Source organism: Archangium violaceum, assembly GCF_016887565.1.
Classification (GTDB): domain Bacteria; phylum Myxococcota; class Myxococcia; order Myxococcales; family Myxococcaceae; genus Archangium; species Archangium violaceum_B.
In genome coordinates this window covers 11,343,634-11,365,289 of sequence record NZ_CP069396.1, presented here as the reverse complement: position 1 = coordinate 11,365,289, position 21,656 = coordinate 11,343,634, and the positions used below count along the sequence as shown (strand labels likewise).

Sequence of the window (21,656 nt, the reverse complement as noted above, 5' to 3'; positions counted from 1 at the left end):
GCGCTCACCTGCCTCCGTCCGGGCCGGAGCCCGTGCCCGCGTCCCCGGCGCCACCCGTGCCCGCGTCCGCGGCGCCGCCCACGCCCTGCTCCTCGCCTGGCAATTGCCGCACGGGCTTGGGTTGGATGGGCTGGCCATCCCGCAGCAGTTGCAGGGAACCGACGATGACCGGAGTGCCCGCCTCCAGGCCTCCCAGCACCTCGTAGTAGTTGCCCTCGAGCCCTCCCAGCTTCACCGGCCGGCGCTGCGCGATGGGCGAGCCCCCGTCTCCCTGCGCCGCCACCATGGCGAAGAACTGGCTGCTCTGCTGTGTCACCGCGAACGTGGGCAGACGCAGTGCCTCGCGCGTCTCGTACACCACCTGGGCGTGCACCACCTGGTCGGCGCGCAGGCCCACCGTGTTCTCGAAGGCCGCCGTCACCTCCACCAGTTGCGTGCGCGGATCCGGCGTGGGGGCCACGAAGACGACGGGGGCGCTCAGCACCGGCTTGCCCTCGTCGTCCAGGACCTCCACCTGCGTGCGTCCCAGCTGCACCCGCGCGGCGCGCTCCGATGGCACCGCCACGGACACCTCCAGCGCCTGGCTCTGGTTCACGCTCGTCAGCACCGTCTGCGGGGTGACGTAGTCGCCCGGGTTCACGGGGATGTCGCCCACCACCCCGGCGAAGGGCGCCTGCACCGTGGTGTAGCCGAGCTCCACCTGCTGCGACTGCAGCTGCGCCTCCGCCGAGCGCGCGCTGGCCTCGGCCGCCGTGGCCTGAGCCACCGCCTGCTCGTAGTCCTGGCGGCTCATGAGTCCTTCGCGCAGCAACTGCTCGGCGCGCTGGCGGGTGCTCCGGGCGTACTCCCGCTGCGCCAGCGCCGATTGGCGTTGGGCCTGGGCGCTCTGCACGCCCGCGCGCTCGCGCCGCGGGTCCACCTCCAGCAATAGCTGGCCCGGCTTCACCTGCTGGCCCGGCTTCACCGCGATGCGCCGGATGTAGCCGGCCACCTGCGGATAGACGGTGATGCTCCGGCGGGAGACGAGCGTCCCCAGGTACTCCCCGACGTCACGCACCGGGCCCGGCCGGAGCTCCATCACCTCCACCGGCATCGGCCGCGCGGCGCCGGCTGGCCCTCCGGGGCCTCCGGGCCCTCCCCGCGGGCCTTCCTTTCCGTTCGAACCGCTGCACCCGGTCAGCGCGAGGCCCACCAGCCACGCTCCCCAGACTCCATGTCTCACCAGTCGCATGCCGCCTCCGCCAGGAATGCTTCGATCCGCGCCTGGAACAGTTGGAACTCACTCACCACCAGGTTCAGCTCCGCCTGTCGCAAGGCCGCCGCGGACACCACCAGGTCCTGGCTCGTTCCCGCCCCCACCTCGAAGGCACGGCGGGTGAGCCGATCGTTCTCCGCGGCGAGCTCCCGGGTCCGGGTCGCTATCTGCTGCTCCGCCTGGGCCACGTCCACCTCGCGCCGTGTCTGCGACACCTCCACCGACACGGCACGCTGGCGCGCCACCACCTGCTGGCGCACCGTCTCCTCCCGCGCGCGGGCCTGCTGCACGAGCCCCTCGCGCGCACCCCCCTCGTAGAAGGGGAAGGTGAGCACCGCGCCGATGTTCCACACCGGCACCCGCGCGAAGCCCGGGTCCACCGTCAGGCCCACCGCCGTGCTCTGCGCCGCCAGCGTGGGCAGGTACTGCGCCCTCGCCGCCGACACCGAGTGCTCGGCCGCCTCCAGCTGCGCGCGCGCCGCCTCGAGGTCCGGCCGTTGCTCCACCGTTTCCAACCTGCGGCACTCCCGCTGGCCGCGGTTCAGCAGGTCCTCCAGGGAGACGCCACGGTCCAGGCCCACCGGCTGGTCCGCGCCCAGCACCAGCCCCAGCGTGTCCCGCGCCTGCCGCAGCGTCTCGTCCCCGGACACCACCGACGAGCGCGCCGACTCCGCGTCCTGCCGCAGGCGGATGACGTCCAGCTGCGTGCCCGCGCCCAGCTCCAGCCTCCGCTGGGCCAGCGCCAGCCGCTCCAGGGCCGAGCGCAGGTTGACGCGGTTCACCTCCGCGAGCCGCTCCGAGGAGGCCACTCGCGCCAGCGCCCGGGCCAGGCCCCCGGTGAGCTGGCGCCGCGTCTCGTCCAGCGACAGCTCGGCCGCCCGGCGCGATGCGCTCGCCGAGCGCAGCGACTGGATGGAGCTCCAGTTGAACAGGGGCACCGAGGCTGTCAGCACGCCCGTGCCCAGGGGCGACGTGGGCCGCGTGTCGCCTCCCGTGCCCGTCCCTCCACCGGCGCCCCCTCCGATGCCGCCGCCAGCGCCGCCACCGAGGACGGGCGTCGCGCTCGGGTCGAGCACGTTGGACTGCACGGAGAGGGTTCCCTGGAGCGAGGGCAGCAGTCCCGCGAGCGCCGCGCGCCTCTGTCCCGCGGCGACCTCCACCTGGGCCAGCGCGGCACGCAGGTCCGTGGAGCGCTGGCGCAGCAGCGCGAGCGCCTCGTCCCAGGAGCCCACCTGTATCGGCGCGGGGGGGACGGGGGCCAGCATCGGGTCGGAGACCTCGGGCTGGAATTGTGGAGTCATCGCCTGGGCCTGGGGCGTTCCGGCCTGGGGGCTGGCGTGCCAGAGCAGGGCTGTGAGCAGGAAGGCGGTCATAGGCAGGCCGCCCACGTTGGTGTCGGTCCCTTTTCTCCGCCTCCTCCCGGAGTGCAGGGCTGACACAGCAGGACATTGTAAGTGCCCGCTGGCGAGCACTCCCCACCGCCGAGGGTGGGAATGACACAGTGCGGGCCGTCAGCTCTGGCCCGAGGAGGCCGTGCGCGGCGGCTCCTGGGGCGTCACGGCCTGGCCGAGGCAATTGCTGCCCTGGGCGGGCTTGGGCGTGGTGCGGGGCCGGTACTCCCAGTGCCACGGCTCCGAGGGCACCGTGCGCCGGAAGCCATGGCGGCACGCGTTGGCGGCGAGCCACCGATAGGTGGGGGTGTCCTCGTGGCCCACGGACACGTCCACCGCGGTGCCGCGCTGGTGGTTGGACTGGCCGGGGCGCGCCGCCCGGGGACCCAGGCCCTGCTTGTAGCGCTCATAGAGGAAGCGCTGCTGCTTCCGGGTGCGGTAGCCGCTGCTCACCCAGAGCCAGACGCCCTCCGCGCGGGCCGCGGCGGACATCCGTTCGAAGGCCTTCGCGGCGTCGCGGCGCAGGGCCGAGCCACCGGGCAGGGTGACGAGCGGTGTCTTCTTCCGTCCGGGTTTCCCACCCGCGCCCGGGGCGAGTCCCGGTACGAGCAGACAGACGAGGGCCAGCAGGAGCTTCCAGCGGAGCGGAGGGAACGGCATGGGGCGGTTCCTGTCCAGAAGGGCAGGAGAGGGTGCTCTCACATCCATTCCCGGAATGCGAGCAGGCGGCCAGGCAGGCGCTCCGAGGTCCGCCGGTTGTCACGGCCCTCGGGACCGTCCGAACCTGGGTCGGCTCGTCCGCCCGTCTGCTTCCCGGATAGATTGAACCCTCCCATGACGACCGCCCTGCGTCCCGTGTCCTCCAGCGAGGAGTCTCCTCCCGCTTCCGTTTCCACCCTTCCGGCCCCGCTGCCCGCCGCGCGATTGATGGCGCACGCGGCCGCGTGGCTCATCCTCCTGGGCCTGCTCACCGGGGGCTACGTCGCCGCCGCCATGACGGGCAAGGTGCCCGCCGATCCCCAGGCCGCGCTCGCCTCGCACCTCAACGCGCTGCTGGGGGCCTTCCTGCTGCTGGGCGTGGCCTGGACGCTGCCGATGTTGCGCTACGGCCCGCGGGGACAGCACCGGCTGGCGTGGGCCTTCATCGTCGCCAACTTCGCCAACTGGTCCGTCACCGCCGTGAAGGCGTGGCTGCGCGTGGCCGGCGTGGACGCCATTGGCGAGCCGGTGAACGACGCCGTCTTCGGCGTGCTCACGCTCTTCGTGGTGTTGCCGGCGCTTGGCGCGGCGGCGGCATGGGTGTACGGCTTCCGGCGCTAGCCCTCTTCCCCAGGAGCTTCGTACATGAGTGGCCGCCCCAACCTGATGACGCCCGAGTTGAAGGCCAACCCCTATCCGCTCTACGCGGAGCTGCGCCGCAGCGCGCCCGTGTCCCAGGTAGACCCCGGTGGCTTCTGGGCCGTGGCGCGCTTCGAGGACGCGATGTTCGTGTTCAAGAACCCGCAGATCTTCTCATCCGAGGGGTTCGGGCGCGCGACCAATCCGCCGTGGATCGGGAGCAACCCGTTCTCCGAGTCGATGATCGCCATGGATCCGCCGAGGCACGGGCGGCTGCGGTCGCTCGTCAACCGGGCCTTTGGCAACGCGGCCATGGTGCGGCTGGAGCCACGCGTGCGCGCCTTCGCCGAGGAGGTCGTGGCCGCGCTGCCCCTGGGGCGTCCCGTGGACATGATTCCGGCCTTCTCCCTGCCGGTGCCGGCCTCGGTGCTCTGCCTCCTGCTGGGGTTGGACCCCTCGCTGCGCATGGACCTCAAGCGCTGGGCGGACCAGCTCACCACCGTCACCGCCCTGGGTCCCGCGGACACGGAGCGCCACGGGCCCGTGCGCCAGGCCATCGCGGAAGCGAGGCGTTACTTCGGCGAGGTGGTGGAGGCTCGCCGGTGCCAGCCCGGGGACGACATGGTGAGCGAGCTGCTCAGGGCCCAGGTGGAAGGGGAGGCCCTCACGGACGACGAGTTGATGGCCTTCCTCTTCCTGCTGCTGGTGGGCGGGCTGGAGACGACCGTGAACCTGCTGGGGCTCTCGCTCCTGGTGCTGATGGAACGGCCCGAGCTGCTGGCGCGGTTGCGCGCGGACCGCTCGCTGCTGCCCCGCTTCATCGACGAGGTGCTGCGCTTCGAGGCTCCGGCGCAGGGCGCGTTGCGGATGACCACCCGCGAGGTGGAGCTGGGGGGTGTCCGTCTGCCCGAGCGGGCCCGGGTGGTGGTGCTGATGGGCTCGGCCAACCGGGACGAGGCGCACTTCCCGGACGCGGACCGCTTCGACCTCGATCGGCCCCGCCCGCACGCCATGCCCTTCGGTCACGGCGCCCACTTCTGTATCGGGGCGCAGTTGGCGCGGCTGGAGGCGCGGCTGGCCCTGGATGCGCTGCTGGACCGGTGCGGAGGGCTGTCCCCCGTGCCGGAGCCGGTGGCGTGGCACCGCTCGATGGTGGTGCGTGGACCCGCGTCGCTCCACGCCGTGGTGCACCCGGCCTGAGCCTCAGTCCTGCGCGGCGCTCACCTCGGGGCGGGTGAGGCGCAGGGTCTCCAGGCGGCGGCGGCGGGCATCGGCGACGGCCAGGTGCCAGCCAGCGGCGAACAGCCCCACCGCCAGGCAGCCGCCCCACAGGGTGGCGGCGCCCTGGTGTCCCAGCACCCACGAGCCGAGCGAGGGGGCGACACACGCGGACAGGGCCCACAGCATGTAATAGGCGCCCTGGTAGGTGCCTCGCTGCTCCGTGGGCGCCAGGTCCGCCACCACCGTCGAGGCCACGGGGGATTGGGCGATCTCCCCCATCGTCCACACCGCCACGGCCAGCGTCGCCAGCCCCGGGCTCGCGCCCAGCACGTGCAGCCCGAAGCCCAGCCCCGTCAGCCCCGAGGCCCAGGCCAGGGCCGTGGCGCGACGCATCCGCCCCATCGCCCGTCCGGCGAAGGGCTGCAGCAGCACGATGAGGACGCCGTTCATCGCCAGCACCGTGCCGAAGGTCGTCGGAGACATGCCTCGCGACGTCAGGTCCAGCGGCAGCGTCACGGTGCCCTGGGCGAAGACGATGGCCGTGAGGAGGGTGGGCACGGCGAAGGCGAGGAAGACCCCGTCCCGGAAGGGGGCCAGTGAGGGCAGGGGCGAGGACTTCGCCGGCTCCGTGCGGAGGACGGGGCGCGTCTCCGGCACCTTCCACCAGACGAGCAGGCCATAGAGGAAGCTGGTGATGGCGTCCGCCACGAAGAGGGTGAGGAAGCCGAAGTGCGAGGCCAGCCCCGCCAGGGGCAGGGCGATGGAGAAGCCCACGTTCACCACCCAGTACAGCAGGCCGTAGGCGCGTGGTCGGTCCTGGGGCGGCACCAGGTCCGCGACGGCCGCGGACACCGCGGGCCGGTACAGCTCGCCCACCAGGCCCAGCAGGAAGGCGGAGAGGGAGATGTGCCAGGTGGCGCGCGCCAGGCCCAGCGACAGCATCGCCGCCGCGCCCAGCCACAGCCCCGCCAGCAGTGTCTTGCGCCGGCCCACCCGGTCCGCCAGCGTCCCGCCCACCAGCCCCGCCAGCACGCCCCCAGCACCGTGCAGCGACACCACCAGCCCCGCCTCCTCCACCCGGAAGCCGCGCTCGCGCGTGAGGTACAGGGCCAGGAAGGGCACCACGAACGAGCCCAGCCGGTTCACCAGCGTGCCCGTCCACAGGTACCAGTATGTGCTTGGAAGGCCCCCCGCCGTCGCGCGGAACTCCCCCCCCAGTCGCCCCAACAGGTGCTTCATGCCCGGCGCAGCTTGCGGGAAGCCGGAGTGAGTTGCCAGGGGGGCGTGGGGCGCAACCCGGGGGGCGGATACCCTCACCCCGTCCCTCTCCCAGAGGGAGAGGGTTAGTGGCGCACCACGGCCACCGGCGTCAGCTCCGTGGGCCGCTTGTCTGGCGTGCACATGTCGTTGTCCGCCGGCCTCTGGCCGAAGTACAGCTTGTCCCCCGCCACCTTCACCACGTCGTGGTCCGTTCCGCAGGCCGTCACCGGCCGCAGGAACACGCACCCCGTGGTGCTCGTCTCCTGTTCCTCTCCTACCTTCCACGCCCCCGTGCCGCACTTCGCCCCCTGGAACCAGTCCGCCACCGGCTGCACGTGCGCCGTCATGTAGTGCCGGGCGAAGCCGAAGTCGCCCTCCGTCGCCCCCGCAACCTTCTCCGAGTCCTTCACCAGCGTGTACGGGCCCTCGAAGCGCGCGGTGAACAGCCTCGCCGTGCAGCCCGCGTCTCCGAAGGTCTCGAACTTCAGCGACCACTGCGCCTCCTGGAGGTCGAAGTGCCGCTGGAAGTACGTCTTCGAGCCGTCCGGGTTGCTCATCGTCTCGCACACCGCGCTCGACCACGCCCCCTTCAGGTCGTTCGTCTTCACGTGCGTGCCCGCGGCGCCTCCCGTGGTGGCACAGCCGGCCGCGAGGCCCAGGGTGGCGACGGACAGGAAGAGGCGGTTCAGGGAAGTCATGGCTTGCTCCAGTGCGGAAGCTCCGGCCGCTTCGTGCGGCCCGGGCGAGCCATGAAATGCCCCAGTCCGGCCCCCTGCGAAAACGCTGGAATTCGCAAGGGGGGCATGCGAATTCGCAGGGCATGCCCGATTGGACCGACCTTCGCTACTTCCTGGCCATCGCGAGGGAGGGGACGCTCGCCGCGGCGGCGCGTGAGCTGGAGGTGGATGCCTCCACCGTGGGGCGGCGGCTGACGGCGTTGGAGGAGGAGCTGGGCTCGAGGCTCTTCGATCGGACGCCGGCGGGACTGGTGCTGACGGACGTGGGGCGGGGCATCCGCTCGGCGGTGGAGGAGATGGAGGCGGCGGCGCTCGCGGTGGAGCGCCGGGCCAGTGGCGAGGACGCGCGTCTGGAGGGCGTGGTGCGCATCACCCTCACCGAGGCCTTCGCGGTGGATGTGGTGCTGCCGCGCTTCGCCCCCTTCCGCGAGCGCCACCCCGGCATCGAGGTGCGGTTCCTCACCGACTACGGCTCGCTGGACCTGGCACGGCGCGAGGCGGATATCGCCGTCCGCCTGACCCGTCCCCAGGAGGACACGCTGGTGGCGCGCAAGGTGGGGGAGATCGCCATCGCCCCCTATGCCTCGGAGACCTACCTGGAGCGGCGCGGGATGCCGGATCCGTCCCAGGGCTTCGCGGGCCATGACGTCATCGGCTACGTGGATTCGGCGGAGCGATGGCCCGAGGCCCGCTGGCTGGCCGAGGCCGCTCCCAGCGCGCACGTGGCGGTGCGCTGCAACTCGTTGCTGTCGGTGGTGGCGGCCACCTCGGCGGGGCTCGGCGTGGGGGTGATGCCGTGTCTGTGCGGAGACCGGGAGTCGGGCCTGCGCCGGGTGGCGCCCGTGGTGGCCTCGCTGCGCCGTGACATCTGGCTGGTGGTCCACGCGGATTTGCAGCACAACGCACGCGTGCGCGCCACCCTCCACTTCCTCGCCGAGCTCATCCAACGTGAGCGTCCGCTCCTCTCTGGAGAGGGACGCCCGGCCCCGCGTGCTTCTGGAAGGAGGGCTCCGTGAGCCAGCTCGCTGGCCTGCTGGCCGCCAGTCTCCTGTTCGGTGTGTTCGCGCGGCGCAGTGGCCGTTTCCCGGAGCAGACGGCGCTGGTCCTCAACGCCTACGTCCTCAACGTGGCGCTGCCCGCGCTGGTGCTGCGCGCCATCCACCGGCTGACGCTCGTCCCCGAGCTGCTCATCGCCGCCGCCACGCCCTGGCTCGTCTTCGGTGGCTCCTGGCTCTTCTTCCGCGCGCTGGGCCCGCGGCTCGGCTTCGCGCCCCGGACCGTGGCGGCGCTCGTGCTCACCGGCGGGTTGAGCAACACCTCGTTCGTGGGCCTGCCGCTCATCGAGGGGCTGATGGGCCGCGACGGGGTGCAGGTGGCGGTGGTCATCGACCAGCTCGGCTCGTTCCTCGCGCTGGCCACGGTGGCCACCCTCTTCGCCACGCACGCCGCCGCGAAGGACTCCCGGCCTCGTGTGCTGCTCTGGAAGGTGTTGGGCTTTCCGCCCTTCATCGCCCTGGTGGTCGCGTTCCTCTCCCACCCCTGGGACTGGCCCGGCTGGGTGGACGTGGTGCTCGGCCGGCTGGGAGATCTGCTCACCCCGCTGGCGCTCTTCTCGGTGGGGTTCCAACTCCGGCTCTCGGGATTGAGGGGCCGGGTGCGCGCGCTCGCGCTGGGGCTCGGCTACAAGCTGGTGCTGTGCCCGCTGGTGATTGCCCTGCTGCTGCTGGCTCTGCCCGGAATCAGCCGGCTCACCTTCGAGGTGACTGTCCTCCAGGCTGGCATGGCGCCCATGGTCACCGCCGCCATCCTCGCCGCGGAGCACGAGTTGGATCCGGACCTCTCGGCGCTCATGGTGGGGCTGGGCATTCCGCTCTCGTTCGCCACGGTGCCGTGCGCCCTGTGGTTGCTGCGTTGAGGGGTGCTACGCCACGGCCCGCGTGGCGTAGGCGATCTCCAGGCCGCCGTTGTGCATGCGCACCCGCGTGCGCGACAGCCAGTGGCAGTGAGGGCAGTAGCTGTGCGAGCCGTTGCCCGGCGAGCTGCGGATGATCAGCGCGCCGCCACACAGCATGCAGCCTTCAGGGAGGGTGAACTCGGCGATGTTGTCGCCGAGGGTCTTCTCGGGAATCGATGTCATGCCTTTCACGTAACGCAGCATTCGGTGGCCACAAGTCGCGGGGCCGCGTTTTCGTGCACCCTCGGAGGGCAGGCGGACGGGCGGGCCTGTAGTCCCTACCGTCCCGCCGTGCTGTGTCCACGGCCGCACATCCCAACCCCGCGAGCGGAGGCGCTCCGGCTGGCACGCCGTTTCCAAGGAAGGGGGCGTTCCTGAGGGGGGCGGTGGGCATGGAGATTGCGCGAGTCGCGCTTCGCCGACGTGGGAAGGGCTGGGGGGTGGAGGTGACCCTGAAGGAGGGAGGTGTGCGGCGATATCGCTACGGCAGCGAGGCCCAGGCGCGTTACTTCGCGGCCGTGTTCGCGCTGGGACCCCGGTGGTTGCCGCCGGTGTCGCGGGGCCGGCGCCGGCGGGGCTCCCGGGCCGAGGCCCCCTCCTCCGAGCGGGCAGCGAGCGGGCCCCTCTAGGGGGGTGGGGGCCGGGCATCCTCCGGCCCCCACTGGGGGTTCCGGAGAGGCTTCGCACCTGCTAGGAGTCACGTCTCATGAGCAACGGCAAGAGCAACTACACCCCCCGGTCCCACCGCGAGCCCATCACCCGTGAGCCGGACCCGGCGGGCCGCTGGTCCGCGAAGTTCCCGGACATGATTGGCTACAAGAACCAGGGCGGCGGCAAGGTGCCCGCCGACTTCGGGTGGAACACCAACCCGAAGCAGTGGCAGGAGGAGATGACTCCCGAGACGCTCGTCACCGAGCATCGCAACCGGGTGGTGCCGCGCCACGCGGCCGCGCCGGCGCTGCCCGAGGGCGCGAAGCCCGAGTCCAAGTAGTCCCGGCTCCCTCAGGTGAAGGGCAGGGCCGCGAGACGCTCCCGGAACACCTCGAGCGTCTCGCGCAGCTCCATCTCCCCGAAGGACTGTTCGAGCGCCGAGCGCACCTTGCGCAGGAAGGTGTCGAACACCGGTGCCCGGCCGTAGAGCGCCTCCGCGGCCGCCACGGCCTCGCGTAGCACGCGCTCCGCTCCCGGCGAGCCCAGGAACAGGTGCATGGACGCCTGCTCCAGCCGCGCCCCACAGGCCGCCCACACCGCGCGATCATGCGCCGTCAGCGTGCGCTGCGTCAGCTCGGTGCCCACCCGTCCCAACTCGCCCAGGAAGGGTTCCACCAGCGCCCGCAGCTCCGGCGCGTCCAGCTCCGGCCGGGCGCCCCGCTCGTGCAGCCGCTCGCGCAACTCCACCACCAGGCGCTTGTCGCGCGTCTTCATCGTCAGCGAGGCCTGCATGCCCGCGAAGGCCGCCAGCGTCTCCTCCAGCCTCCGGGCCTGGGAGGGCTGCTCCCTGGGCGCCGCGCTCGCCGACTTCTCCAGCCGGGCGTGCAACGAGCGCCGCAGGTCCGCCACCGCGCCGCGCAGTGCCGCCGCCGCCGCCACGTGCGTCGGGTAGCCCGGCACCACGTCCTCGCGCCGCACGTCCGAGAACGCCGCGGCCGTGAGGTACACGAGGTCTCCAATCTGCGCGCGGAAGTCCGCGCGGAACGACTGCAGCTCCGCCATGAGGGCCCAGCGGTCGCTCACCACCTCGGGCCGCCGTACCCGCTGGCCCAGGTCCGCCACGCGCTGGGACAGCCGCCCCGCGCACGCGTTCAGCACCGCCTCCACCTCCAGGGACAGCCGCTCGTCGACACCCGCCGGGGGCGGTGCCCAGGCCTGGTCCCGAGAGGCCTCGGCGGGTGGAGGAAAGGCGTCGCGGATGACGGACACCAGGGTGTTCACGTCCACCACGGTGTCGCGGATGGCGGGGGCCATGGTCTCCCACAGCGAGAGATCCGCCCCCTCCGCCTCCTCCAGCGAGGTGGGCTCGTACTTGACGATGCTCAGGTGCCCGAGCCGGTCGATGGCCACCGCCGCCGCGCGGTACACCCGCTCCAGGCGCGCGGCCAGCTCGCGGTGGGTGAGCTCCTCGAGCAGCGCTTGCAGGCGCGGGGGCAGCGTGTCCTGGGGAGGGCGGGGCTTCTTCACCGCGGGCATGGCGTGCTCCTCGACGTGCGAGCAGAGCCTCTCATGCCCGGGTTCTCTTAAAAAGAAAGGGCACCGTGCTACTGGCGCCTCACCACCCGGGGAACCCTCCTTGACTCATCAACGAACAGCATCGCGGGCCCGGCCGCGCCGCCGCTCGCGACCACGGGGCCGGCGGCGTCTTCCAGGGAGGCGAACCACGGGTCGGCGGCGTCCACCTTCTGGAACTGCGCGGTGCGGACGGTGAGCACCGGCTCCTCCTCCCAGGCCAGCCAGAGATGGCCTTGCGCATCGAAGGTGGCCGAGGGCCAGAAGGCGCGGACGCCCCCCACCTGCGTGGGATTGGACCAGCCCGTGGAGTCGTAGCGCGAGTAGAAGAGGGAGTACGTGTAGCTCGAGCCGGGGGTGATGAGCTGGAACACCACCGTGGGCGCTCCCTTCGCATCCAGCACGAGCGAGAGGTGGTTGGCATAGGCACTCTCGCTCACCTCGGCCGGACGGATGGCCGAGCCGATCTGCGCCCAGTCCGTGCCATTCCAACGCATCACGAACACGTCGGAGACACCCAGCTCCGAGACCTGCTCATGGAAGGCGATGACGGGCCGGTCCTCGCCGTCGATCGCCAGCGAGGGATGGCCCGCGTGGGTCTTGCCCGAGTGGGCCTCGACGGGGTTGCCCACGGGGGCCCAGGCCGTCCCGTTCCAACGGTAGACGTAGATGTTGGCCTCGCCGGTGGCGTCGAGCTCCGACCAGGCCACGGCGGGCAGGTCCGAGCTTCCGGTCGCGAGGGTCAGGCGGTAGGGCTCGTGCTCGGGAGCCAGATCGGGAGGGCCTCCGAGATCCTCCCAGCTCGAGCCGTTCCAGCGGCGCACGAAGATCCGATCGCCTTCCTTTGCTTTTTCGATCCACGCCACCACCGGCCGGTCCGAGGCATCCACGGCGAGGGTGACCTGATCGACCGAGGTATCACCGGGCAGGGCGCTGAGGACATCGCCGAGCCGCGCGCCCCCACCCTCGCCGGACCTGTACACGTAGAGGTCCCGTGAGCCCGTCGTCCGGGTGAACTCGGGCCAGGCGGCGATGGAGCGCCCGGCGTGGTCGATGGCGAAGGCGGGGTGATCCGCTCCGTCGACGCCGTTGCCGTGCTTGGGGAGGATCCACGAGGTGAGGAACGTCGGCACGCTCCAGGTCCACCTCGTGGTGGCTCTCGAGGGGAGCGCATTGCCCGCGAGGTCCTGGAAGTCCTCCGGGTGCAGCGAGAGCGCGAGGGTCTCGGGCGCGCTGATTTCCCTGGAGGGGGTCACCGTCAGGGTTCGCCCGTCCTCCGACCACGAGACGCTCTTCACGAGGTAGGGGGAGACGCTTTCCAGGTCGACGCTCGCCGGGGTGACCCTGGCCGTGCGCATGGGCTCGGAGAACGTCACGCGGATGGGAGCGTCCTTCGGGATTTCCGGGTCGGCGCTATCGAACGGTGGAGTGAGGACGGCGGGCGCGGTGCGGTCGACCACGACCTGCTTGAGAGGGCTGGAGAACGCGCGCCCTCCGACCCGGGCCGTCGCGATGAAGGTGTAGGCGCGCTCCTCCGCCTCGGCACCGCAGTCGAACACGTACTGATAGGGCCCGGAGAGCTGGGCGATCGGTCCCCGCCCGTCACTCAGCTCGACGGTGTCCGGAGTGCCGCCCTCGATGGTGAAGGTGAGGACCACCGGGTTGGCGTTGCAGTGGACCGTGTCCGGGCCCCTGAAGGCGACCTTCAACTCGGGCGGGGGCGGCGGAGGCGGCGGACGCTGCTCCTCCGGCTCGCAGGCCGTGAGGAGCACGACACCCAACGACAGGGCTCGGAGACGCGCGGGGCTCTTCATCATGGCCCCACGCTCTACTCGTTCCCCGGTTGCACCAGCAACCGACGCACCCTCCGGTGACATGAGGCCTGCCACCGGAGCGGCATTTTTCAGCTCCGATGCGGTGTCGCGTTACTGCTGTGAGGCGATGACCGCGCCGAGCCGGCGCATGCCTTCCTCGAGCAGCTCGGGCGGGCGGTTGGAGTAGTTCAGGCGCATGAACTCGGTGCGGGGCTCGGAGGCGAAGAAGGGAGAGCCGGGCACGAAGGCCACGCGCTTCTCGAGCGCCAGGGGGAAGAGGGTGTCCGCGCTCATGCCGCGCGGCAGCTCCACCCAGATGAACATGCCGCCGTCCGGCTGGGTCCACCGGGTGCCCGCGGGCATGTGCCGCTCCAGCGAGCCGATCATCGCCAGGCAGCGCTCCCCGTAGACGGCGCGCAGCTGGTCCAGGTGGGCGTTGTAGTCGAAGCGCGACAGGAGCCGCGCCGTGGCCCGCTGCGCGACGGTGGCGGTGTGCAGGTCCGTGGACTGCTTGACGACGGTGAGGGCGCGGATGATCTCTCGAGGGCCCACCGCCCAGCCGATGCGCAGTCCGGGGGCCAGCGTCTTGGAGAACGTCCCCAGGTTGACGACCACGCCCTCGGTGTCGAGCGAGGCCAGCGACGGCAGGTGCTCGCCCCGGAAGCGCAGCTCGCCGTACGGGTTGTCCTCCAGGATGAGGATGCGGTGGCGCTGGGCGAAGCGCACGAGCGCGTGCCGGCGCTCCAGCGACAGCGTGGTGCCCTTCGGGTTCTGGAAGTTGGGCACCAGGTAGATGAGCTTGGGCTTGCGGCCCGCGGTGACGAACCGCTCCAGCTCGTCCACGCGCATGCCGTCGTCATCGCTGCCCACGACGCTGAAGGAGACCTCGTATCCGCTGAAGGTCTGCAGCGCGGCGAGGTAGCTGGGGTTCTCCACCAGCACCACGTCCCCGGGGTCCAGCATCACCTTGGCCACCAGGTCGATGCCCTGCTGCGAGCCGTTGGTGATGAGCACCTGGTCCGCCGCCACGTGCAGGCCCCGCTCGCCCAGGTGCGAGGCGATCCACTCGCGCAGCGGCCCGTAGCCCTCGGTGGTGCTGTACTGGAGCGCGGCGCGGCCCTCCTGGGCGAAGACCTCGGCGTGCGCCTGGGCGATCGCCTCCACGGGGAACAGCTCGGGCGCCGGCAGGCCGCCAGCGAACGAGAGCACGTCGGGACGCTCGGCCACCTTGAGGATCTCCCGCACGGCGGACGCCTTCATCCGCGACATGCGCTGAGCGAGCGGGAACGCCGGGGGGGCGGAAATGCTGACAGCCGCGGTCATGGATCAGGCTCCTTTCAGCTCTTCTTCAGAGACGTGGACGTACGTTTCCTCCTTGATGGAGGAGAGGACGATGGTGGTGTGAGTCCGGGTGACGCCGGAAATGGTGCGCAGCGTCTCCACGAGCAGGGTGTCGAGCGTCTTGGTGTTCGCCGTCCTCACCTTGAGGATGTACGAGTCCTGACCGGCGACGCGGTGGGCCTCGAGCACCTCGGGCAGGGCGAGCACCTTCTTGGCGAACCCCTCGAAGTACTTCGGGTGCTCGATGCTCACGCCGATGAAGGCGGTGATGTCCTTGCCCAGCTTCGCCGCGTCCACGCGCGCCGAGTAGCCGGTGATGACCCCTCGCTCCTCGAGCTTGCGGATGCGCTCGGCCACCGCCGGCTGCGACAGCCCCACCGTGCGGGAGATCTCCAGCTGGGTGGCGCGACCGTCGCGCTGCAGCACATCGACGATGCGGTAGTCGAGTTCGTCCATCTGGGGACCTGGGACCTTGTTTTTATAAGCTCCGGCGAGCTGGTACGGATAAATTATATGTATCTCCGGAAATGTCGCAAGGGGAAGAGCAGCCGGGCAGGCAAGCCAGGCTCGTGCTCGGCCGGTGTACGGGCGGCGGGATGAATAAATGGGGGCTGGAGGAGTCTCTGTAGGGATAGAGGCTCAGTAGTCAGCGGAGACGATGTGATGACTCGTCGATGGTGGATGTGTGTCGTGGTCGCGCTGGCGGCTCCAGTTGTTCAAGCTCAGACCGCTCCGGTCGCCGCCACCCAGGAATTCAACAGCGCCGGTGACGTGGAGGATGCATCGCCCATTGCGCCTTCCCCGCCTCCGGCGCTGCCGGCCGAGTCGCCTTCGGCGCCTCCCTTCGATGACGCGGTATGGGCTTCCGGTCATTGGTTCTGGGATGGCGGTGAGTGGCGCTTCAACCCGGGGACGTGGATCGCCCAGATGCCGGGCTACCAGTTCGTCAATGGCTACTGGCAGCAGGAGGGAAGCATCTGGCGTTGGGTGTCGGGTGGCTGGGCGCGACCCGGCTCACTGCAGGTGGAGTTCCCCATCGCGGTGACCCGCGAGGAGCTCTCCGCGACCCAGGCGCCTCCCCAGCTCCGGGCGGAGACACCGCCGCCGCCTCCCGCTCCGAACCTCACGTGGGCCCCGGGCTATTGGTACTGGTCCGGCGCCAACTGGGTCTGGGTGGAGGGCTCCTGGGTCGAGCCGCCCCGGCCCGGCCTGGCCTATGTCTCGCCGAAGTGGATCCGCCGGGGTCCCACCTGGGTCTTCGCGAGCGGGGGTTGGGCCGTCCCGGGCTCGTTCCACGTCTCCGTTCCCCTCTACCGCCACTCGGGAATCGCCGTGCGCTGGGGACACCCCAACTACTTCCTCCACTCCTGGGACCGCTACCGCGTGGTGCGTCACGACTACTGGCACCGGCGAGGGCCCGGCCGCTGGAATGACGGCCGCTGGAATGACGGTCGCTGGCATGACGGCCGCAGGTACGACGGCCCCAGGTACGACGGACCTCGTCACCATGACGCGGGCCCCGTCCGTCACCACCGGGGTGGCCGTCACCACTGATGAATCGGGTCGGACCCGGCGCCCGGCGCCGGGCTCCGGAGAGCGCGCGGCACCCTTCCTGGCGTAGAGTCCCGGCTGGGGAGGACAGATGGACATCCGTTTGAAACGCCGGGTCGTGCTCGGCTGCGCCGCGGGACTCTTCGTGGGTCTCGTGGGGTGGGCCACCTCGGACGTGTGCGTCTCCGCCTGGTTGTTCCAGGGTGTGAAGGTGCCTCACTGCCCGGACGGGCGCCTCCGGCAGACGCCGAGCCTGCGCGTCGAGGGGCTCGCCCGCGAGAGCACGGGCTTCGTCTATGTCTCGGCCCAGGCGCATGGTGTCACCACGCGTGACTGGGAGCGGCTGGAGGCCCCGGTGCGGCGCCTGGATGCCTCGCTCTTCCTCGTGGATGCCCAGGGCAAGGAGTCTCCACTCCCGCCCGAGGACGGCTGGAAGAAGCAGGGCTCCAGCTTCACGCTGCGCGCCCAGGTGAAGCTGCCCGCGCTGCCGGATGGGGACTACCGGCTGCGCGCTCGCGTCAGCTCACCACTCGGCACCGACACCGTGGAGGCCCCGCTGGCCCTCTACGCCCCCGCCCGTGTCCACGTCCTCTCCGATCGGCCCCTCTACGAGCCCGGCCACCAGGTGCGCTTCCGCGCCGTGGTGCTGCGCGCGAAGGACCTCGCGCCCATCGACGGGCGCCCGGGCACGTGGTTCGTCACCGACCCCTCCGGCGAGGTGGTGCTGGAGCAGCGCGCACCCGCGGGCCCCTGGGGCGTGGTGGCCGGGGACTTCCCACTCGACAGCGGCGCGCCCACGGGCAGGTGGACGGTGCGCTGGACGAGCGGTGATGCCTCCGCCGAGACCTCCTTCCAGGTGAAGCCCTTCACCCTGCCTCGCTTCCGGGTGGAGGCCACCAGCACCCGGCCCTTCTGGCGCGCGGGCGAGTCGCCCATCGTCGAGGGCCAGGTCGTCTACAGCTCGGGCGCGCCGGTGCCGGACGCGGCCGTGGAGGTGAAGTGGAATGCCTCGGGCGGGTGGCCCCCGCCCACCGAGTGGCTCGACGAGAAGGCCAGGGACGGGCTGCCCCGGAAGGCACGCACGGACGCCTCGGGTCACTTCCGCCTCGCCCTGCCGCGCGTGCCCTATGACCTGCGCGGCCAGTTCACCCTCTCCGCCTGGCTGTCCGCCACGGACCCCGCGGGAGACCAGGTGCAGAGTGGGACCTCGGTGCTGCTCTCCGAGGACTCGCTCTCCGTGTCGGCCGTCACGGAGCTGGAGGATGGTCTGGTGGAGGGCTACAGCAACCGCGTCTACCTGCGCGCCACCAGCGCAGATGGCCGGCTGCTGCCCGGCGCGGAGCTCACCGTGAAGCGCGCATGGGACCCGCGGGACGAGGGCGTGCGCGCGGTGACGGACGAGGATGGCGTGGCCGCCTTCCAGCTCGACCCGGGTCCGCCCGTCAACGTCGTCATCCCCGCCATGCCGGTGCGCCGCGTGCCTCCGCCTCCCCCAGTGGGGCTGAGCTCGGTGAGGGACCTCCTCTCGGAGGACGGTGAGGCCGGGCTCGAGGATCAGCTCGCCCTGGAGCGGTGGTTGGGCTCCCTGCGCCCCTGCGCGCGCTTCGTGTCGGCCGAGGAGGGCTCCGCCTCGGTGACGTTGGGCGTGCGCGTGAGCTCGGGCGGGACGGTGACGGACGTGGCGACGGAGGATACGCCGCTGGCCACCTGCCTTGCCCTGGCGGTGCGCACGCGCACGCTGCCGCCCGGCCGCGAGCGGATGCTGGCGCTCTCCCTGGATGTGAGCGACCCCGGCCTGCCCGAGCTCTCCATCGAGGTGGACTACGTCTCCGGTGAGTACTCCGAGTGGTTGCAGCAGGTGCTGCACGCCACCCTGTTGGATGCGCGGGCGTGCCTGCCCGAGACGCTGTCCCTGTCCGCCTCGTTGCCGGCCACACTCACCTGGCGCACGCACAAGGGACGGCGCGAGGTGGAGGTGGGCTGGGCCTCCCTGCCGCAGGCGCGGGGCATGCTGTCCGCCGAGCATCTGTCCTGCATCCAGTCGCGCTTCTCGCGGCTGGTGTTGGGCGAAGAGGTGGAGACGGAGAACGCCATGGGCGTGGTGCGTCTCACCGCCCAGCCCGGAGGTCATGGCGAGTCGGGTGGTGCGTCCCAGGAGACGACGCTGCTCGGTTACGAGCTGCGGGTGAGCGCGACGGCGGGGAAGGAGGACCTGGGCGCGACGAAGCTGGTGCTGCGTCCGGCCCGGCTGCCTCCCACGCGCCTGCGCGCCACGCCGGTGCTGGCGCGCGGGGGCGAGGAGGTGCGCATCGAGCTGCTGCGCGGCCCGGACTTCAATGGCGAGCTGCCGAAGAAGCTCTACCTGCAAGCGGGGGAGGAGCGGCTGGAGGCCGAGGTGGAGAAGCCGGGCCCGGTGGCGCGCTTCCGTCTGCCCGGTGGCTTCGAGGGTTGGGCCGAGGCCTCCTGGGAGGGCGCGGTGGCGCGGGTGTACGTGGCGCCGCGCGCGAAGCTCTCGCTGGAGGTGGCGCCGGACAAGGCGGCCTATGCGCCCGGCGAGCTGGCCCACATCCAGGTGAATACGCGCGTGGATGGACAGGCGGGTCCGGCGGCGGTGGGCCTCTTCGGCGTGGACGAGAGCCTGTCGCAGCTCGCGTCCCTGCCGGGCACGGGCGCGCTCGATGGGATGCGCCCGGCGCCCACGCTGGCGTCGCCGGCCTTCGACGTGCTCGACGGGACGGCGCTCGCCATGGGGCGCATCCGTGGTGCCAACGCGGCCGCCGCCACCCTGCTGCGCGTGTCGGGCGTGCCCCAGCGCAACGGTGGAGAGAAGCCCATCTCGGTGGAGGCGCGGGGGAGCTTCATGCCGGACGTGGAGCTGACCGAGCCCTTCTACCGGGTGCTCGCGGAGCTGACGGTGCAGGTGCGTGCCTGGGAGGAGTCGGCCCCCCCGGGCGAGACGCTCTCCGCCGCGGGGATGACGAAGCTGTGGGACCGGGCGCTCGAGGCCTGTGAGAAGCGCGGCGAGGCGGTGACGGACGCCTACGGCCGCACGTTGAAGCTGTCGCGGCTGCCACCGGAGCTGCTCGCCCTCACCGACCCGCGGGCGGTGGTGGTGAGTGGGACGCGGTTGCCCGAGGACGTCGAGAACTGGGGCGCGTGGGTCGCCCGGGAGTCGCCATGAAGCGCTACTACATCATCGTGGGTGGGCTGTGCCTCATGGCGGGGTTCGGGCTGAACACGTGCCTGGGCAATGTGCGCCGCATGTTCGGCTCTTCCGCCGAAGCGCTGGCCTCCCCGGAGCCGCCGGAGATGGTTTTGCAGCAGAAGAGCCTCAGTACCTTCGGCGCGGCGGAAGCGGACGCGGAGGGGATGGCGATGGCGGCGCCAGCGATGGAGGATTCTCTCGAGGAGCGGCCCCTCGAGCAGAAGAGGCGGGAGATCATCCAGATCGTCAAAGGTGGTGGCTCGGGACGGGGAGGGGCGGCGAAGCCGGTGATGGCGGCCGGGGCACCTCCGCCGCCCCCGCCGCCCGCGCCTCCCGGCGAGGAAGCGCCGGCCACACCGGGGCGGGCCTGGTTCCCCGAGACGTTCCTCTTCGAGCCGCTGGTTGTGACGGACGCGTCGGGCTCGGCCTCGGTGCCGGTGAAGGTGCCGGACCGGCTGACGAACTGGCGGGTGCTGGCGCTGGCGCACTCGCGCTCGGGAGCGCAGGCCGGAGCGGTGAGCACCTTCGCGGGCACGCTGCCCACCTACGTGGACCCGGTGCTGCCGCCCTTCCTGCGCGCCGGGGACGTGGTGCGCGTGCCGGTGCAGGTGGTGAACACCACGGGGACGCCGGTGACGCGCTCGCTGAAGGTGGAGGCCCAGGGCGCGGCCTTGGAGGGCGGCTCGCGCACGGTGACGGTCCCGGCGGCGGGCAGCGTGGTGGAGTACGTGACGATGCGCGCGGCGCAGCCGGGGCCGGTGACGGTGCGGGCCTCGCTGGGTGGAACGGACTCGGTGACGCGCACCTTCGACGTGTGGCCCACGGGCCGGCCGGTGATGGAGACACGTGGAGGTACGCTGGCCGCTCCCCGCTCGCTGGAGCTGGTGGGCCCCGCCGACGCGGTGGCGGGCAGCGAGCGGGTGCGGCTGCTCGTCTACCCGGGCGCCCTGGGCGTGCTGCGCTCGGAGCTGTCCGCGGCCCTGGGGCGCGGAGGCGTGGCCGAGGACTCCTATGCGCTGTTGCTCGCCGGCCGTGCGCCGGAGCTGCTGAAGTCACTGGGCGAGACGGCGGACGCGGAGGTGCTCGCGCGCATGTCGGCCCTCGCCGGGCAGCGCGTGCTGCGAGCGGGCCGCGCGCCGGACGTGGCCACCGCGACGCTGCTGGCCGAGGCGGCGCTGGCGCACCCCGACAACCCCGTGCTGGCCCGCCTGGGCGAGCGCCTGTCCTCGCAGGTGACCTCGGCCCAGCGGCCCGATGGGACGTGCCAGGGCGCGGATGGCTGGACGTTGCAGCGGCTGCTGGTGGCCACCGCGGACTGCGCCCGGACGGTGCGGGCCGGGGCGGGCTCGGACGAGGGACGCCGCCGGGCCTCGGCCTTCGGTGCGCGCGTCGCGGGTGCCTTCGAGCGCTACGTGGCGCGGGTGCAGGACGGCTACACGGCGGCGGCGATCCTCGCCAGCGGCGGAGTGAGCGGTTCGGTGCGGGACGCGCTGCGCAAGCAGGTCCGCGAGTCCATCCAGAAGCGTCCGGATGGCTCCGCCTTCCTGCCGGTGGGCCCCGGCGTGGTGCGCGCGGACGGGCTCGTTCCCTCGGTGGCCGAGGCCACCGCGCTCGCGGTGCTGGCGCTCGCGGACGACAAGGAGGCGCCGCTGGCGGACCTGGGCACCTCGCTGCTCGCGGACTACCGGCCCGAGTCTGGCTGGGGTGACGGGCGAGCCAACCTCGTGGGCCTCCAGGCGGCGCTGGCGCTCTTCAAGGAGCCGCTGCCGGCCCAGGTGCGCGTGGTGTTGGAGCGGGACGGCAAGGTGGTGACGGAGGGGACGCTCGACGCGAAGGCGCTGCGCGAGGTGCTCGCGCTGGAGGGCGAGGTGCCCGGCTCGGCGGGGACGCACACCTGGGCGGTGCGCGCGGAGCCGGCGGTGCCGGGGCTGGGTTTCTCCCTCACGCTGGGGGCCTACGTGCCGTGGCGCGCGAGCGAGAAGAGCAGCGGCCTGGAGCTCGCCGTGAAGGGTCCGGCCGAGGTGAAGGTGGGCATGCCGGCGGAGCTGACGGTGCAGGCGGCGTCGCCCTCGGGCATGGCGCTCACGCTGCGCCAGGGGCTGCCCGCGGGCGTGCAGGTGGACCGGGCGAGCCTCGATGCGCTGGTGAGCGCGGGCAAGGTGACGTCCTACGAGGTGGAGGATGGGGCGGTGAGCCTCACCCTGCCACCGCGAGGCGCCGCCGAGCCCTTCAGCGCCCACTTCCGGGTGATTCCCACGCTCGCGGGCTCGTTGCAGGCGGGCGCGTCGAGTCTCTCGCCCGTGAACCGGCCGGAGCTCGTGTTCCACGTACCTCCGGCCACCTGGGCCGTTCGCTGAGGCCCCCGC

19 protein-coding genes are annotated in these 21,656 nt (G+C 72.0%); 9 read left to right on the top strand and 10 right to left on the bottom strand.

From position 1 onward, the window contains the following. Positions 1 to 4: 4 nt before the first annotated feature. The 3 genes from JRI60_RS45265 to JRI60_RS45255 form a co-directional block, all read right to left on the bottom strand. Positions 5 to 1,231 (bottom strand): efflux RND transporter periplasmic adaptor subunit, encoded by a 1,227-nt coding sequence (locus JRI60_RS45265; protein WP_204222294.1) that lies wholly within the window; start codon positions 1,229 to 1,231, stop codon positions 5 to 7. After that, positions 1,219 to 2,628, bottom strand: coding sequence for a TolC family protein (locus JRI60_RS45260; RefSeq protein ID WP_204222293.1), 1,410 nt, complete (start codon positions 2,626 to 2,628; stop codon positions 1,219 to 1,221). Before JRI60_RS45260 ends, JRI60_RS45265 begins: the two co-directional genes overlap by 13 nt. A 138-nt stretch (positions 2,629 to 2,766) precedes the next feature. Further along, on the bottom strand, positions 2,767 to 3,306 hold the full coding sequence (locus tag JRI60_RS45255) for a M15 family metallopeptidase (protein ID WP_204222292.1): 540 nt from the start codon (positions 3,304 to 3,306) through the stop codon (positions 2,767 to 2,769). 174 nt (positions 3,307 to 3,480) lie between these two features. Between JRI60_RS45255 and JRI60_RS45250 the strand changes: the two genes are divergently transcribed. Both JRI60_RS45250 and JRI60_RS45245 read left to right on the top strand, forming a co-directional pair. Further along, positions 3,481 to 3,966 carry a hypothetical protein gene (locus JRI60_RS45250; RefSeq protein WP_239470102.1) on the top strand — a complete coding sequence of 162 codons (486 nt, stop codon included), beginning with the start codon at positions 3,481 to 3,483 and terminating at the stop codon, positions 3,964 to 3,966. A 24-nt stretch (positions 3,967 to 3,990) separates the two neighbouring features. Then, a complete protein-coding gene (locus tag JRI60_RS45245; protein WP_204222291.1) occupies positions 3,991 to 5,184 on the top strand; it encodes a cytochrome P450 in 1,194 nt (397 codons plus the stop codon). A gap of 3 nt (positions 5,185 to 5,187) precedes the next feature. Here JRI60_RS45245 and JRI60_RS45240 read toward each other — a convergent pair whose 3' ends face one another. Next, the gene (locus JRI60_RS45240; protein WP_204222290.1) at positions 5,188 to 6,444 is read right to left on the bottom strand and encodes an MDR family MFS transporter; all 1,257 of its coding nucleotides are present in this window, start codon (positions 6,442 to 6,444) and stop codon (positions 5,188 to 5,190) included. Positions 6,445 to 6,548: 104 nt separating this feature from the next. After that, positions 6,549 to 7,163 carry a hypothetical protein gene (locus JRI60_RS45235; RefSeq protein WP_204222289.1) on the bottom strand — a complete coding sequence of 205 codons (615 nt, stop codon included), beginning with the start codon at positions 7,161 to 7,163 and terminating at the stop codon, positions 6,549 to 6,551. Positions 7,164 to 7,285: 122 nt separating this feature from the next. Here JRI60_RS45235 and JRI60_RS45230 point away from each other — a divergent pair, with 122 nt between their 5' ends. Both JRI60_RS45230 and JRI60_RS45225 read left to right on the top strand, forming a co-directional pair. Then, on the top strand, positions 7,286 to 8,218 hold the full coding sequence (locus JRI60_RS45230) for a LysR family transcriptional regulator (protein WP_204222288.1): 933 nt from the start codon (positions 7,286 to 7,288) through the stop codon (positions 8,216 to 8,218). After that, a complete protein-coding gene (locus JRI60_RS45225) occupies positions 8,215 to 9,117 on the top strand; it encodes an AEC family transporter (RefSeq protein WP_204222287.1) in 903 nt (300 codons plus the stop codon). Before JRI60_RS45230 ends, JRI60_RS45225 begins: the two co-directional genes overlap by 4 nt. 6 nt (positions 9,118 to 9,123) lie before the next feature. On the opposite strand, the gene JRI60_RS45220 is transcribed toward JRI60_RS45225, so the two are convergent. Then, positions 9,124 to 9,339, bottom strand: coding sequence for a hypothetical protein (locus tag JRI60_RS45220; protein WP_204222286.1), 216 nt, complete (start codon positions 9,337 to 9,339; stop codon positions 9,124 to 9,126). Positions 9,340 to 9,623: 284 nt separating this feature from the next. On the opposite strand from JRI60_RS45220, the gene JRI60_RS45215 reads away from it, so the two are divergent. Further along, the gene (locus tag JRI60_RS45215) at positions 9,624 to 9,785 is read left to right on the top strand and encodes a hypothetical protein (protein ID WP_239470101.1); all 162 of its coding nucleotides are present in this window, start codon (positions 9,624 to 9,626) and stop codon (positions 9,783 to 9,785) included. 77 nt (positions 9,786 to 9,862) lie between these two features. Beyond that, entirely contained in the window at positions 9,863 to 10,147 is a 285-nt protein-coding gene (locus tag JRI60_RS45210) for a hypothetical protein (RefSeq protein WP_204222284.1), read from the top strand. Positions 10,148 to 10,158: 11 nt separating this feature from the next. Here JRI60_RS45210 and JRI60_RS45205 read toward each other — a convergent pair whose 3' ends face one another. The 4 genes from JRI60_RS45205 to JRI60_RS45190 all read right to left on the bottom strand — a co-directional run bounded on the left by JRI60_RS45205 (position 10,159) and on the right by JRI60_RS45190 (position 14,990). Then, positions 10,159 to 11,343: a hypothetical protein gene (locus tag JRI60_RS45205; RefSeq protein ID WP_204222283.1), complete on the bottom strand. Its 1,185-nt coding sequence runs from the start codon at positions 11,341 to 11,343 to the stop codon at positions 10,159 to 10,161. 68 nt (positions 11,344 to 11,411) lie between these two features. Beyond that, positions 11,412 to 13,196 (bottom strand): Ig-like domain-containing protein, encoded by a 1,785-nt coding sequence (locus JRI60_RS45200; protein ID WP_204222282.1) that lies wholly within the window; start codon positions 13,194 to 13,196, stop codon positions 11,412 to 11,414. 108 nt (positions 13,197 to 13,304) lie between these two features. Then, the gene (locus tag JRI60_RS45195) at positions 13,305 to 14,516 is read right to left on the bottom strand and encodes a PLP-dependent aminotransferase family protein (RefSeq protein ID WP_239470100.1); all 1,212 of its coding nucleotides are present in this window, start codon (positions 14,514 to 14,516) and stop codon (positions 13,305 to 13,307) included. Positions 14,517 to 14,519: 3 nt separating this feature from the next. Continuing rightward, positions 14,520 to 14,990, bottom strand: a complete 471-nt coding sequence (locus JRI60_RS45190; RefSeq protein ID WP_204222281.1) for an Lrp/AsnC family transcriptional regulator — start codon at positions 14,988 to 14,990, stop codon at positions 14,520 to 14,522. Between the two features lie 207 nt (positions 14,991 to 15,197). Between JRI60_RS45190 and JRI60_RS45185 the strand changes: the two genes are divergently transcribed. From JRI60_RS45185 to JRI60_RS45175, 3 genes are all read left to right on the top strand, one after another. Continuing rightward, positions 15,198 to 16,088, top strand: a complete 891-nt coding sequence (locus JRI60_RS45185; RefSeq protein ID WP_204222280.1) for a YXWGXW repeat-containing protein — start codon at positions 15,198 to 15,200, stop codon at positions 16,086 to 16,088. Between the two features lie 88 nt (positions 16,089 to 16,176). Then, the gene (locus tag JRI60_RS45180) at positions 16,177 to 19,266 is read left to right on the top strand and encodes an MG2 domain-containing protein (RefSeq protein WP_204222279.1); all 3,090 of its coding nucleotides are present in this window, start codon (positions 16,177 to 16,179) and stop codon (positions 19,264 to 19,266) included. After that, the gene (locus JRI60_RS45175; RefSeq protein ID WP_204222278.1) at positions 19,263 to 21,647 is read left to right on the top strand and encodes an alpha-2-macroglobulin family protein; all 2,385 of its coding nucleotides are present in this window, start codon (positions 19,263 to 19,265) and stop codon (positions 21,645 to 21,647) included. The genes JRI60_RS45180 and JRI60_RS45175 overlap by 4 nt, the downstream gene beginning before the upstream one ends. Positions 21,648 to 21,656 lie beyond the last annotated feature (9 nt).

What these genes read in the sequence shown, in the direction of transcription:
- JRI60_RS45260 (WP_204222293.1), bottom strand. Translation starts at nt 2,628, where the DNA reads ATGACCGCCTTCCTGCTCACAGCCCTGCTCTGGCACGCCAGCCCCCAG.
- JRI60_RS45210 (WP_204222284.1), top strand. Translation starts at nt 9,863, where the DNA reads ATGAGCAACGGCAAGAGCAACTACACCCCCCGGTCCCACCGCGAGCCC.
- JRI60_RS45230 (WP_204222288.1), top strand. Translation starts at nt 7,286, where the DNA reads ATGCCCGATTGGACCGACCTTCGCTACTTCCTGGCCATCGCGAGGGAG.
- JRI60_RS45175 (WP_204222278.1), top strand. Translation starts at nt 19,263, where the DNA reads ATGAAGCGCTACTACATCATCGTGGGTGGGCTGTGCCTCATGGCGGGG.
- JRI60_RS45240 (WP_204222290.1), bottom strand. Translation starts at nt 6,444, where the DNA reads ATGAAGCACCTGTTGGGGCGACTGGGGGGGGAGTTCCGCGCGACGGCG.
- JRI60_RS45245 (WP_204222291.1), top strand. Translation starts at nt 3,991, where the DNA reads ATGAGTGGCCGCCCCAACCTGATGACGCCCGAGTTGAAGGCCAACCCC.
- JRI60_RS45220 (WP_204222286.1), bottom strand. Translation starts at nt 9,339, where the DNA reads ATGACATCGATTCCCGAGAAGACCCTCGGCGACAACATCGCCGAGTTC.
- JRI60_RS45195 (WP_239470100.1), bottom strand. Translation starts at nt 14,516, where the DNA reads ATGACCGCGGCTGTCAGCATTTCCGCCCCCCCGGCGTTCCCGCTCGCT.
- JRI60_RS45205 (WP_204222283.1), bottom strand. Translation starts at nt 11,343, where the DNA reads ATGCCCGCGGTGAAGAAGCCCCGCCCTCCCCAGGACACGCTGCCCCCG.
- JRI60_RS45180 (WP_204222279.1), top strand. Translation starts at nt 16,177, where the DNA reads ATGGACATCCGTTTGAAACGCCGGGTCGTGCTCGGCTGCGCCGCGGGA.
- JRI60_RS45235 (WP_204222289.1), bottom strand. Translation starts at nt 7,163, where the DNA reads ATGACTTCCCTGAACCGCCTCTTCCTGTCCGTCGCCACCCTGGGCCTC.
- JRI60_RS45265 (WP_204222294.1), bottom strand. Translation starts at nt 1,231, where the DNA reads ATGCGACTGGTGAGACATGGAGTCTGGGGAGCGTGGCTGGTGGGCCTC.
- JRI60_RS45185 (WP_204222280.1), top strand. Translation starts at nt 15,198, where the DNA reads ATGACTCGTCGATGGTGGATGTGTGTCGTGGTCGCGCTGGCGGCTCCA.
- JRI60_RS45250 (WP_239470102.1), top strand. Translation starts at nt 3,481, where the DNA reads ATGACGACCGCCCTGCGTCCCGTGTCCTCCAGCGAGGAGTCTCCTCCC.
- JRI60_RS45200 (WP_204222282.1), bottom strand. Translation starts at nt 13,196, where the DNA reads ATGATGAAGAGCCCCGCGCGTCTCCGAGCCCTGTCGTTGGGTGTCGTG.
- JRI60_RS45190 (WP_204222281.1), bottom strand. Translation starts at nt 14,990, where the DNA reads ATGGACGAACTCGACTACCGCATCGTCGATGTGCTGCAGCGCGACGGT.
- JRI60_RS45255 (WP_204222292.1), bottom strand. Translation starts at nt 3,306, where the DNA reads ATGCCGTTCCCTCCGCTCCGCTGGAAGCTCCTGCTGGCCCTCGTCTGT.